Raw genomic sequence first — 12,819 nt, 5'->3', positions numbered from 1 at the left:
CACCGGAACCGCCTCCCTTCTTCTTACCACCCACTCACCTGCGGAATGCGGTTCAATATGGACGACTATTCGACCATATCGCCTGTCGACGATGCGATTCTGTCTCGCCGTTCGTGCAGAAGCTATCTTGATCGACCGGTGCCCGCTTCCACGGTCCGGGAAATACTTGATCTGGCGGCGCATGCGGCAAACGGACATAACGCCCAGCCATGGAAGGTCGAGGTGCTGAGCGGCCAATCTCTTAAACGGTTCTGTGAAGAGACCATGGCCGTATTCGAGGATAAAGCCGGATACCGGCAGTTACTGGAAAGCAGCAATATGTTTCTCGCCGACTGGTCTGGTCCTTATATGGAACGGCGACGGGAAACAGGCCGATTACTCTTCGACTCCCTCGGCATTAAGCGTGATGACGTTGAAACCCGTTATGCACAGATGGGTTTGAACTATTCATTTTTCGGCGCCCCAGTGGGTCTTGTTATAGGTGTCGAGAAAGCTATGGAGCGTAGTACCCTGGAAATCGGCATGTTTGCGCAAACATTGATGATTGCGGCGCGAGCTAGAGGCCTTGATACCTGCACCCAGGCAGCGTTCGCAATAATCGGAAGCAAGGTCCGTGAAATACTGGGGCTCCCGGAAGGCTTCCGTATTCTCTGCGGCATGGCCCTGGGTTACGCAGATGAAGCGCATCCTGTTAACTCCTTTCGAACACCGCGTCTGCGATCCGATCAATTTGCCACTTTCCACGATTAGTGCAAATCACCAACCCGATTCAGCGACAGAAAACCAGAAAAATGCGGGCCAGATACGATGACAACTGTGGCACTAACTCAAAACCATATGAAATCTTCGCTAGAGTCACAGCCCGAAGAGGCATTGCTCAGGGTCGATGAATTGTCGATCCGATTTGGCGGTATTATCGCACTGAACAAAGTATCGTTTGATGTTCCGCGTCGAAAGATATGTGGCCTGATCGGACCGAACGGTGCTGGGAAAACAACTCTGTTCAATTGCATAAGCAGGATTTACGCCGCCAGTAGCGGGCGGATCCTGTTTGATGGCAAGGATCTGCTTTCGACGCCGCCGCACCGCATGGCGGAAATCGGCATTGGGCGCACATTTCAGAATGTAGCTCTGTTCAAGACCATGTCTGTTCTGGAAAACATTATGGTTGGGGCGCATTCCTGGCGCACCACTGGATACATTGCCAATGCCTTCCGCCTGCCCGCTGTCAGGCGCGAAGAAAGGCGCGTATTGGAACACTCACTTGAATTAGCCAACCTTGTCGGACTGCAGAATCATCTCGACATACGGGTCGAAGATCTTCCTTTCGGCTTCCAGAAGCGGGTCGAACTGGCACGTAGTCTTGCGTCGTCGCCAAAGCTGCTTCTGCTTGATGAGCCGGCCGCTGGTTTGAATCATGAAGAGGTGAATGCTCTGGGTGATCTCATCCGGCGTGTAGTAGCGGATCTGCAACTTTCTGTTTTGCTGGTTGAGCATCATATGAGCCTGGTGATGGGTGTATCGGACAAGGTCGTCGCACTCAATTTTGGCCAGGTTATTGCGGACGGAACGCCTGCTGCAACTCAGAATCATCCGGAAGTCATTCGCGCATATCTTGGGGACTGACACTGATGCCGAACGCAGATGTTCTTCAGCTGAATAATGTAACCGCGAAATACGGGCCTACACAGGTTCTGCATGGGATCAGTATCAAGGTGCGAGAAGGCGGAATTACGACACTTCTGGGCGCCAATGGCGCGGGGAAAACCACCACGCTGCGAGCGATCTTCAACAAGGTGTCCAGATCTGGCGAGATCATCTTCGCTGGAGAGTCAATCACAGGAAAAGCACCATCAGAGATCGCACGTCTAGGGTTTGCGCATGTTCCGGAGAACCGGGGAACATTTACGCAAATGACCACAAATGAAAATCTCGAACTCGGTGCATATATGCGGTCTGACAAGGATGGCGTCGCCAGGGACCTTGAGCGCATGTTCCGCCGGTTTCCAGTGCTCAAAGAAAGACGACATCAGCAGGCAGGAACTCTGTCTGGTGGCGAGCAGCAGATGCTGGCCATAGCGCGTGCGTTGATGAGTAACCCGCGTGTCTTGCTGCTCGATGAGCCATCATTTGGCCTGGCACCGCTGATCGTCCGGGAAATATTCGAGATTATGAAGGCGATCAATGCCGAAGACGGAACAAGTATATTGCTTATTGAGCAGAACGCAAAAATGTCACTTGAGTTGGCGGACTACGGATACTTGCTCGAGGTTGGAGAGATCTCGATGCAGGGTACCGCAGCAGATTTAAGAAACGACGATGCCGTGCGCAGGTCGTACTTGGGCAACTAGGAGGCGGGGATGATTTTCTTTTTACAGCAGCTGGCATCCGGCGTCGCATCGGGCGGGATCTATGCATCTCTGGCGCTCGCCTTCGTCATGATCTATCAGTCGACCCATCACATCAATTTTGCCCAGGGCGAAATGGCGATGTTTTCGGTTTTCATCGCCGCAGTTTCTATTGACGCGGGGGTGCCATACTGGGGGGCCTTTGCGATCGCGCTCGGCAGCGCTTTCCTTATCGGCGTTGTCATTCAGCGGGTTATTGTGCGTCCACTAACAAAAGCGCCGGTGCTGGCGCATGTGGTGCTGTTCGTAGGTCTGCTGGTCCTTTTCAACGGTCTGGCGGGATTGCTATTCGGGCACACGACACGGACTTTTCAGTCGCCATTCAGCAGCGACTTTATTCCAAGGAACCGCTTTGTATCGGCGCATGAGGTGGGGCTGGTTCTGGTCGTCCTTGTGATGCTTGGGTTGCTGTATTCCTTTTTCCGCTACACCAAGCTCGGCCTCGCCATGCGGGCTGCGGCTTACAACCCGGATTCGAGCGAGTATGTTGGCATCCGCGTGGGCTGGATGCTGGCACTCGGCTGGGGATTGGGCGGGGTCTTTGGTACGATTAGCGGCATCATGGTTGCACCGATCGTATTTCTTGATCCTCACATGATGGCAGGCGTCCTCGTATATGGCTTCGCCGGAGCGCTGTTGGGGGGGATAAACAACCCATGGGGTGCGGCAGCAGGTGGCTTTCTTGTCGGAATAATTGACACATTGGCGGGCGCTTACTTGTTCGGCACCGAGCTTAAATTGACTGTGGCGCTCGTCATCATCGTGGTCGTATTGCTGATCAAACCGTCCGGATTGTTCGGGCGCCCAATCATCGAGCGCGTGTAGGAGGAAGACATGGACTCGGCGTCAACGTTTCGGACCAATGTATCGACGGCAGAAATGCCCAACAAAACCCGTCACCGACAGCTATTGCTGCTCTGCGCAGCAGCGCTCCTTATTATTTTTCCGTTTTTCGTCAAGAACTTTACAGTTTTCCAGTTCACGCTATGCATTGCTTACGCCATTAGCGTCTTGGGGCTGAACTACCTGATGGGTTTCGCGGGGCAGATTTCGCTCGGTCATGGCGCATTCTATGCTGTTGGCGCCTATACTGCGGCGATTTTGATGAAATCCTTTGATGTTCACTACCTGCTGACGCTTCCAGCGGCCGCTGTGGTCTCTTTTGCCTTGGGGTTTATCTTCGGTCTACCGGCATTGCGCTTGGCGGGGCATTATCTTGCCCTGACGACATTGGCCTTGGCGATTGCCCTTCCTCAGCTGTTACGCCACGGCGGTCTTGCGCCCTTTACCGGTGGCGTCCAGGGTATCGTATTGAAGAAGCCAGCAGCTCCTTTTCAATTTCCCCTTGAGGACAGGTACGAATTACCGTTCGGCATTATTTTTGATTTCCGACTGACTGCAGACAGATGGCTGTATTTTTGCGCACTAATTGTTGCAGTTATCGTGTTCTGGCTTGTGATCAACTTGCTCAGAGGACGAATTGGGCTAGCGCTTGCCGCGCTCAGAGATCATCCTGTCGCAGCCCAATCGATGGGGATTAATATTAGCTTTCATAAGACCATGTCCTTTGCGATCAGCGCAATGTTCACCGGCCTTGCTGGCGCACTGGGGGCGATTGTTGTCCAATACGTGGCGCCAGACAGTTTCAGTGTTTTCTTGTCTATTTCGCTGGTTGTTGGAGCTGTCTTCGGAGGAAGTGCTACAGTATGGGGCGCTGTGTTCGGGGCGCTTTTCATTCAGTTTGTCCCCAATATTGCGGGTCAACTGTCGCAATCTGCGCCCTGGGTGGTGTACGGCGTGATCATGGTCGCAGCTGTATACTTCATGCCAGATGGCATTGTCGGTCTGTACAAATCACGCAGAGGGCGGAAATGACTTCTCTTTGATCGTAAAGCATAGATAGGCTCAAATGAGGTCGCGAGGTGAGGCGGAGCTAGCACATATCGTATTGGATCTTCAGGATGTTGCCGGCGTATTAGAATAGACGCCGGCAACATTTTCCATTAGGCGGATGAATTAACGCCCTTTCCATTCAGGTTTGCGCTTTTCTGCAAACGCGCGCAGCCCTTCCTTCGCGTCTTCGCTCTCAAGCGCCCGGCTTGCGATAGGGCGTTGATTGCTCCAAGCTGCGACGTCTGTCCACGATGCTGATTGAAAGATAATTTCACGAGTTGCCGATATAGCAGTGGGGCCATTCACCAATATTTCCTCGGCGAGTTCCAGGGCCGCATCAACGGCTTTACCTTGCTCCGCCAGCCGATTGACAAAGCCATAGCCGTGGAGGAGTTCAGCATCGACAAACCGGCCTGTCAGTGCCAATTCGGTTGCTACATTGTAGGGTATCCGTTTCTGAAGCCGGAATAGCGCGCCGCCAACAGCGACCACATTGTGACGTACTTCGGGTAGCCCGAAACGCGCTGCGCGGGTAGCGACTACCAGGTCACAGGCCAGGCAGAGTTCGAAGCCGCCGCCGACTGCATAACCATCTACAGCTGCGATCACTGGTTTAAGAGACGGGCGCTCGAAAATGCCAAAGCCGCCGCGCCGCTCGCCAACGGGTTTTAGGCCTTGTGCAACACCTTTTAGGTCGGCACCGGCACAGAAGTGCTTCCCGGCACCCGAAATAATGCCAACTCGCAATTCCGGATCGGAATCGAGCAGGTCAATAGCTGCTTCCATTCCGAGAGCCGTCTCGTGATCGAAGGCATTTCGTGCATCAATCCGGTTAATAGTTATGAGAAGAACGTGCCCGCGACGTTCTGTGACGATTTTGGGGGTTTCCTGGCTCATGATCATCACATCCCAAATGAAAAGCCGCCGTTGACAGGATAGGTTTGCCCGGTAATCCACGAGCTTGAGTCACTCGCAAGAAAGAGTACGAGGCCGGCGACATCTTCCGGTTGGCCGAACCGTCGGATCACGTAGCGCTCCAGCATCTTTTTTGTTCGCTCCGGCGCCTGCGCCTCAAGCTCCGGCGCCACAGTTGGCGTCATAGTGGCGGCGATTGCGATGCAATTAGATGTGACGTTGTAACGGCCGAGCGTACGCGCCACCGCGCGCATATAGCCGGCGGCTCCAGCTTTCGCGCCCGAATACACTTCCAGGCCGGCCTCACCCATACGGCCCGCATCAGAAATGATCGTGATGAGGCGGCCAGAGCCTTTTTTCATCATCGCCGGCGTGGCGCTAGAGACACAATTCATCACGCCATACAGATTCACTCCAATGAAGCGATCCCAGTCTTGAGGTGTTGATTCCCAAAACTGCTTTCTGGCAACACGTGAATGTGTGCCCTGGTTGCCGGCGTTGTTTACGAGGATGTCGACCGGTCCCAATGCTTCAGAGACAGCTGCGAACATGGCTCTGACACCATCGAAATTGGTGACATCGCATTGCACCGCCAATGCGCGGCCCCCTGCATCGACGATTTCTCGCACCACAGCTTCGGCGCGTTCGAGGACAAAGTCGTTAACTGCGACACAGGCATTCTGTGCACTCAAATGCAGTGCGATCTGCCGGCCGACACCCTGGCCAGCGCCGGTAACGAGGGCAACCTTGCCCTTCAGGTCCAGAATATTCATGTTTCCTCCCAAGGCGGCGTCAGCTGGCCGCCGATCTAGTCGCTAAGCCTCAGCACCTCAGCGGAACGCGATTAGCGCCGCGAACACCGAGGAAGTTCATAACAAATGAACTATATAGGAAGTAAATTTATAAAGATGAATTGTCAATTGGCATCCCCTCTGTTGTGAGCCAGCAAGGTTTGGCCCACGGGGCAGGCCAGGTCAAATACTCAGCCGGCATTGGTCGTGGAGGCATTAAGGTTTCTGTAAATAGTCTAATAAAATTATGAACTTAAATCTTTTCACGAAGGCCTGGGCGATCTGAATTTATCTCCAGACTCGCTGCAATTCAAATAAACATGCGGGGAGGCGGCTGCCGAGGCAGAGACTGTCAGCAGGCAGGATGACTAAGAAAGATGCTAGAAGAAAATGAAAAACTATATTAATACATAAAATATAGAAGGCGTATCGCTGAAGAGGGCGGGCGCGTCGAAGGAGAGGAAACAAGATGGAAAAAGCTATTGTGAGCCCCGATGCAAGTGACCCGGAAGGTGCCGCAGTCATGTTTGTCGAGCGCGCCATACAAACGCGGCGCGCAGTCCGGCAGTTCCTGCCGACACCTATCCCGATTGAGACTGTACGCCGCATTATCCAGGTGGCTTCCCGTGCTCCCTCTGGTAACAACGCCCAGCCTTGGCAAGTCCGGGTCTTGACCGGCGCTTCAAAACAAAAGTTGGTTGACGCCATTCTGGGCGATCTGTTCACGACACAACTCGAGCGCCCTGCTGTTGCGGAATTCAATCCCTATCCAACCGAATGGAAGTCTCCGTTCAACGAGCGGCGCAAAGAAGTTGGCGTCGGTATGTATACGCTCCTTGGGATTGCCAAAGGCGACAAGAAAGCCATGCGGGAGCAGGGGGTTCGAAATTTCAAATTCTTCGATGCCCCGGTAGGGATGATCTTCACCCTGGATCGTGCATTCGTACCTGCTTCAGCGGTAGATCTTGGAATGTTTTTGGGCAATATCACCACACTTGCACGTGCACACGGTATTGACACCTGTCCTCAAGCGGCCTTTGCCGTCCAGCACGCAATAGTACGTCAGACACTAAAAGTGCCCGAGAATGAAGTCATAATGTGCGGTATGGCGCTTGGATATGCCGATCATACTGCGCCTATCGATAAACTCGTGACCAGCCGCATGCCACTAGAAGAGTATGTGATAGAAATGAATTGACTGGAAGTCGATCAGGATGGGCTGCGGGTCGGCCAATCTGGGATACTGCGGCCCGTTCCCAGCCTGACTATGAACCGTTGGTTGCTACGATGCGTTTGAAGCCTACCGCCTCAAATACTGCATCGCCGGGAAATGAGCGATTATGCTGGGAAGCCAATTGAGCCGGTTCATGAAGCAGGCTCGTAGTGTCAGACTGGAACCTGTTGTGTGCCTGGCAATATCAGGCTCCCGATTTGACTGCAAATTGCCAGGCGAGCTGGGATAGAGGTTCGGCGCGGGACACAGCTCTGGCCGCATGTTCGCTGGTGGCATTACCATCTCGCATGCGTCCGGCGATGCCTTGCAGAATTGCGGAGAGTCGAAACAGATTGTACGCGAAATACCAGTTGAGATCTGGAACATCGTGGCGATCTGTCAATTCGCAATAAGCCTCTACTGTTTGGCCGATGGTCGGAATACCCAAAAACTCCAGATCCAATCCAAACATACCGCTCCCCCCATCGGCAGGTATATTCCAGTGCATCAAATAGTAAGTAAAATCGGCAAGCGGGTCGCCGAGAGTGGATAATTCCCAATCAAGGACCGCAAGAACATCAGGCTTTTCCTGATGAAAGATGATGTTGTCCAACCGGAAATCGCCGTGAACAATTGAATTCCGCTCCTGCGTCGGCACGCTGATTGGAAGAAATGCGATCAGTTTGTCCATTGCGGGTTTGACATCCGTTTCTGACGCCCGGTACTGGCGGCTCCAGCGCTCGATCTGACGTGCAAAATAGTTTCCAGGCCTCCCATAATCCTGCAACCCAATTGTAGTGGGGTCGAATCGATGAAGTTCCGCCAGTGTTTTAACTGCTGCAGAATGCATCCCGTGCCGCATTTGCGATGTTTCACCTGGTAGAGCGGCGTCCCAGTGCACTTTCCCATCCACCATGCCCATGACGAAAAACTGGGTGCCAATTACCGAATCGTCATTGCAAATCGCAAAGGGGCGGGCGACAGGAAACCCTTGAGCAGCCAGTGCGCTTATGACTCGGAATTCCCGATCCACGGCATGAGCTGACGGTTGCAGCACGCCGGGCGGACGTCGACGCAGAACGTAGGTATTGTTCGGTGTGTTCAGCCGATATGTCGGATTCGACTGGCCACCTTTAAATTGACTTGTGGTCAGCGGCCCGCAATAGCCATCAACGTTCTCCTGCATCCAGTTACTAAGTGCATTTTCATCGAAACGTAGCCGGCTATCGATCTGCTTCACGCCTGAGAATCTATCGGTTGAGGAATTCATGAGTGGACCTTGTTCCTACTAGTGCAATGGTCGGATGTCATAGATGCAACTGCGCGACAACACAGTCTTTGTTCGGCGTTAAGGTCTGGATCGCTCTGTCGATGGGAGTGGAGAAAATATATAGAAAAGCCTATTCGCTTCCGTGAACTGCTCGAAGAAACTTCACGAGCGCCATATTGGTTTGTTCGGTCGCTTCCAATTGAGGCCAGTGCCCAATGCCTGGAATTATGATGCTGTCAATCAGGCCTGGCAGAACCTTTCGCAATTTATCAGGTGCCTTGGAACCGCCCATCTTGACCAGATCGTCTTCGGCGCCTCCCAGGAAATATGACGGCTGCTCCACAAGCTTGCCTTTGAACGGAGCAAGGAGATCAAAACTTAGCTGCATCGCTCTGTAGTAATTGAGCGCGCCGCGGAAACCGGTTCGTGCGAAGTCCGCAATCGCTGCTTCTATATCGAGTGGATTCGCCCAACCCGGCAGCGGACCAGGCATCAAGCGATATTTTGCTTCGCTGCGATTGAATAAGGTCCAGCGCTCTTCCTTTGGCGCTGTGGCAGTGGACCAGTATAGATTGGCGGGAAACACGGAGGCGGCATCCGCCCACTCGGTATCCGCTTCGGGGCGGATGCGATCAAACATATAAAAATCGCTCCGTCCCGCTTCGGCGAAATTCTGCAAGACACTCTTGTCGCCGCGAGGACGAAAGGTAACACTAATACCAAAGACAGCACGAAAGCGGTCGGGGCGCATAAGCGCGGCATTCCAAACTATGCTGGCACCGAAATCGTGTCCGACGAGGCTGGCACGTTCAATCCCCAATGCGTCAAGCAGGCCAACAATGTCACCGACACTATGCAGTGTGGTATAGAGCTCCGGTTCTTGTGGAACCGAGCTCTGGCCATATCCGCGCATGTCTAGCGAGATGGCTCGAAAGCCTGCGGCGGATACCGCTTCCATCTGGGACCGCCATCCGCGCCAGGTATCTGGAAATCCATGGCAAAAGACAACCGCAGGGCCGTTGCCCAATTCAGCGGCATGGATCGAGATCCCATTGGCTTCAATGTAGGAATGCTTCACCTCAGACCTCTCCCCGAAATAAGCAGCCTTGCTGAGGTAAACTGCCGCACATGATGGAATGCCAATACCACACGCCGCTCCCTCGTACTGCTATAGCGCCTGCAGTGATCTGCGCATAATTGCCAGAGCGCCAGTCACATAAGAATATATTATATTATCATTCAATAAAAATGATATGACTATTGTCGCGATTTATAGGGGGCGCTGATTGATAGAATGGCGCTTTAATTGGCGCTGAGGGGTAAATACACCAATATAAATAGGCTATATCAAAGGCTCAATCTAGCTGCAAACCGCTCAAACGATTAATCAGACTAAAATACTATTGCGATTACAATAAACCTGAATCAATTTATTTATTATATTTACAGTTAGTTTCATAAGTGATATGGATTGCCTCGTCGGGGTGAGGGGGGATGTTCCATGCAGGGCAGGGATACGGTCTGCGCAGTTAAGGCTGGTGAAGGCGCGACGCCGTGACATTCGCGGAAAACATGGCCGTTGTGAATCCTGGAGTGGCGGGTCGGCACCAGAAATCGAACGAAGTACAGAGCGTCTCTGGGTAAATGCGTGTCCATCAAGTTAACGCTCCCGCCCCAGCGTCTCGCCAAAAATCCGAATCTGCACTCAGCTTTAGTGAGGGTCTGTCTGTGACGCTACAATTGCCATTGAGTAATCCGGGAATCGCATACTCCAAAACCGTTGCACATCAAATTGCTGCGGCTCTTAAGCGACACGACATAGAATTCATCTTCGGACAGAGTCTCCCGACGATGGTCTGCCTTGCCTGCGAGGAAGCAGGAATTCGGCAGATTGTCTATCGTACGGAGAATGCAGGCGGCTATATGGCCGATGCCTACGCGCGGGTGAGTGGGAAGCCCGGCATCGTGACAGCGCAGAACGGCCCAGCCGCCGCATTACTGGTGGCGCCTCTTGCCGAAGCATTGAAAGCTTCGATCCCAATCATAGCGTTGGTGCAAGACGTCAACAGAGATCAAACGGATAAGAATGCATTCCAGGACCTGGATCATATCGGCCTGTTCGCGCCAGTAGCCAAGTGGGTAAGGCGCGTAACCGAGCCGTCACGAATCGAAGACTACATTGATCAGGCATTCGTTGCAGCTTGCTCTGGGCGCCCTGGACCTGTCGTACTTCTCCTCCCGGCGGATTTACTGATTCAGCCGGCGTTGCCAACAGGGCGTAGGGCTAATCTTGGATACTTCCCACTCGATCGGACCGTGGCCGCACCCGCCACTTTAGATGAAGCTGCAAGGCTTATCGCTTCTGCATTGAGGCCGATCATAATAGTCGGTGGTGGTATCCACACTTCAAGGGCAACCGTAGAACTGGCCAGATTGCAGGAGGCGGCTCACCTACCCGTTGCAACAACAGTTATGGGAAAAGGTGCCATCGACGAAACCCACGCACTCTCCATCGGCGTGCTGGCAAATTTCCTCGGGCCAAACGGGGCAACAAGATACCATCGTGCAATGATTGCCAATGCCGATGTGGTGATATTGGTTGGGACACGAACCAATCAGAACGGTACTGACTCGTGGCAACTATATCCGACAGATGCGAAGTTTATCCATATTGACGTGGACGGGAATGAGATAGGTCGGAACTACGAAGCAATACGCTTAGTGGGGGACGCGAAATTGACAATCTCTGCCCTGACCGACGTCCTATCCCGTCATGATTTGAGCCAGCACAAGAAAAACCGGCTTGCCGTCGAAGCCTCAATAGCATCTGCAAAACAAAAACATTTGCATGAATCGAAGGCCGTCCGCCGTTCCGGTGCGAAGCCGATCCGACCAGAGCGGATTATGGATGAACTTCAGGCGCAGCTGACGGCACACGATATCGTAGTTGCAGATGCCAGCTACTCTTCGATCTGGATTGCGAACTATCTTACCGCGTTGAAGGGAGGAATGCGCTTCCTGACGCCGCGTGGTCTTGCTGGGCTCGGTTGGGGTTTCCCAATGGCGCTGGGTGCGCGGCTCGCTCATTCAGGTGGAGAGGTATTCTGCGTGGTCGGCGATGGCGGCTTTGGCCACGTATGGTCCGAGTTGGAGACCGCGCGGCGGATGAACATTAAGGTGATCCTGGTGGTCATCAACAACGGTATACTCGGCTTTCAAAAGCACGCCGAAAACGTGAAGTTCAGAACGCACACAACAGCCGTCCACTTTCTACCGGTTGATCACGTTGCAATAGCAAATGCCACCGGCTGCGTCGGCATTCGTGTGGAGGATCCTGACGATTTACCCATTGTTTTTGCCCGTGCGCGTTCATCAGAAAGCACAATTCTCGTCGAAGTAATTTGCGATCCGAACGCTTTTCCTCCCATTACCTTCTTCACGCCCGAGGAAATGTCCTCATGAAGAATGGATTGCCGGACTCGCCTATTGCACTCGTTACTGGTGGTGCACGCGGCATCGGTATGTCAATAGGCCTTGAGCTTCTTACTCGTGGCTGCCGAGTTATACTTGTCGACCGGGAGGATATTTCAGCTGATCAAGCCGCTGGAAGAAAAGGCGGTGTGCTTTTGAACTACAAGGCGGATGTTACAAATATAGAAGACTTGCGCAGCGTCGTGCGCGACGTTGGTGCGCGACTAGGTCCAATTACTATTCTCGTTAATAACGCCGGAATCTCACTCAAAAATGCTGCAGGCCAGTCAAATGGCCTCCTCGATCTCACAATAGATGAGTGGGAAAGGACTGTTTCTGTCAATCTGACTGCGCCTATGCGCCTGAGTCAGCTAGTGATTCCTATCATGCGTGATTTTGGATGGGGGCGCATAGTGAATCTCGCATCTACCGCGGGCCGGACCAATTCCAGGGTGGCGGGCCCATCTTATATGGCGACAAAGGCGGGGTTGATTGGGCTCACCCGAAGCATTGCGAACGAAGTTGGTCGGTTCGGGATCACCGCCAACTGTGTCGCACCTGGGCGCATCTTGACTGAAATGTCACGGCAGGCTGGCGATGATGTTAACGCCCGGTATGCAGCGCAAATACCTACTGGCAGGCTGGGTACGCCAGAAGATGTTGCTGCGGCGGTCGCATATCTTTGCAGTGAGCAGGCAAGTTTTGTGAACGGCGCAATCATCGACGTAACAGGTGGCTCGTTTATGCCGTGACAAAAAGAAAATATGCATCTAGAGAGCGATTTCAGTTTGAGAAAGACGGCGGTACGTCGTCTCCCGTAAACCCGATACAAGCCGATGTCCACCAGTGTTAACGTGC

General features: G+C 53.2%; 12 protein-coding genes. 8 read left to right on the top strand and 4 right to left on the bottom strand.

Going from position 1 to position 12,819, the window contains the following annotated elements; genetic code table 11:
- Positions 1-57 precede the first annotated feature (57 nt).
- From ACQY7X_RS03075 to ACQY7X_RS03055, 5 genes are read left to right on the top strand one after another with little or no spacing between them, the layout of a single operon-like run.
- The gene (locus tag ACQY7X_RS03075; RefSeq protein ID WP_428248380.1) at positions 58-750 is read left to right on the top strand and encodes a nitroreductase; all 693 of its coding nucleotides are present in this window, start codon (positions 58-60) and stop codon (positions 748-750) included.
- 57 nt (positions 751-807) lie between these two features.
- Positions 808-1,626, top strand: a complete 819-nt coding sequence (locus tag ACQY7X_RS03070; RefSeq protein ID WP_428248379.1) for an ABC transporter ATP-binding protein — start codon at positions 808-810, stop codon at positions 1,624-1,626.
- A 5-nt stretch (positions 1,627-1,631) separates the two neighbouring features.
- Positions 1,632-2,351: an ABC transporter ATP-binding protein gene (locus tag ACQY7X_RS03065; RefSeq protein WP_428248378.1), complete on the top strand. Its 720-nt coding sequence runs from the start codon at positions 1,632-1,634 to the stop codon at positions 2,349-2,351.
- 9 nt (positions 2,352-2,360) lie between these two features.
- Positions 2,361-3,233: a branched-chain amino acid ABC transporter permease gene (locus ACQY7X_RS03060; RefSeq protein WP_428248377.1), complete on the top strand. Its 873-nt coding sequence runs from the start codon at positions 2,361-2,363 to the stop codon at positions 3,231-3,233.
- A 9-nt stretch (positions 3,234-3,242) separates the two neighbouring features.
- Entirely contained in the window at positions 3,243-4,283 is a 1,041-nt protein-coding gene (locus ACQY7X_RS03055) for a branched-chain amino acid ABC transporter permease (protein WP_428248376.1), read from the top strand.
- Between the two features lie 141 nt (positions 4,284-4,424).
- On the opposite strand, the gene ACQY7X_RS03050 is transcribed toward ACQY7X_RS03055, so the two are convergent.
- Positions 4,425-5,198 (bottom strand): crotonase/enoyl-CoA hydratase family protein, encoded by a 774-nt coding sequence (locus tag ACQY7X_RS03050; RefSeq protein ID WP_428248375.1) that lies wholly within the window; start codon positions 5,196-5,198, stop codon positions 4,425-4,427.
- Between the two features lie 5 nt (positions 5,199-5,203).
- Positions 5,204-5,989 (bottom strand): SDR family NAD(P)-dependent oxidoreductase, encoded by a 786-nt coding sequence (locus tag ACQY7X_RS03045; protein ID WP_428248374.1) that lies wholly within the window; start codon positions 5,987-5,989, stop codon positions 5,204-5,206.
- Positions 5,990-6,476: 487 nt separating this feature from the next.
- On the opposite strand from ACQY7X_RS03045, the gene ACQY7X_RS03040 reads away from it, so the two are divergent.
- Entirely contained in the window at positions 6,477-7,205 is a 729-nt protein-coding gene (locus ACQY7X_RS03040; RefSeq protein WP_428248373.1) for a nitroreductase, read from the top strand.
- A gap of 220 nt (positions 7,206-7,425) precedes the next feature.
- Here the strand turns inward: ACQY7X_RS03040 and ACQY7X_RS03035 are convergent, their stop codons facing one another.
- The gene (locus ACQY7X_RS03035) at positions 7,426-8,460 is read right to left on the bottom strand and encodes a phosphotransferase family protein (protein ID WP_428248372.1); all 1,035 of its coding nucleotides are present in this window, start codon (positions 8,458-8,460) and stop codon (positions 7,426-7,428) included.
- A gap of 160 nt (positions 8,461-8,620) precedes the next feature.
- On the bottom strand, positions 8,621-9,568 hold the full coding sequence (locus tag ACQY7X_RS03030) for an alpha/beta fold hydrolase (protein WP_428248371.1): 948 nt from the start codon (positions 9,566-9,568) through the stop codon (positions 8,621-8,623).
- 650 nt (positions 9,569-10,218) lie between these two features.
- Here ACQY7X_RS03030 and ACQY7X_RS03025 point away from each other — a divergent pair.
- Together ACQY7X_RS03025 and fabG are read left to right on the top strand one after the other, a co-directional pair.
- Positions 10,219-11,952 (top strand): acetolactate synthase catalytic subunit, encoded by a 1,734-nt coding sequence (locus ACQY7X_RS03025; protein WP_428248370.1) that lies wholly within the window; start codon positions 10,219-10,221, stop codon positions 11,950-11,952.
- Positions 11,949-12,713, top strand: coding sequence for a 3-oxoacyl-ACP reductase FabG (gene fabG, locus ACQY7X_RS03020; RefSeq protein WP_428248369.1), 765 nt, complete (start codon positions 11,949-11,951; stop codon positions 12,711-12,713). Before ACQY7X_RS03025 ends, fabG begins: the two co-directional genes overlap by 4 nt.
- Positions 12,714-12,819: the final 106 nt, after the last annotated feature.

The organism is Ferrovibrio sp. (assembly GCF_965278975.1).
Taxonomy (GTDB): Bacteria; Pseudomonadota; Alphaproteobacteria; order Ferrovibrionales; family Ferrovibrionaceae; genus Ferrovibrio.
Note: the sequence above shows the minus strand (reverse complement) of the source record. Positions and strands in the feature narration are given on the sequence as shown.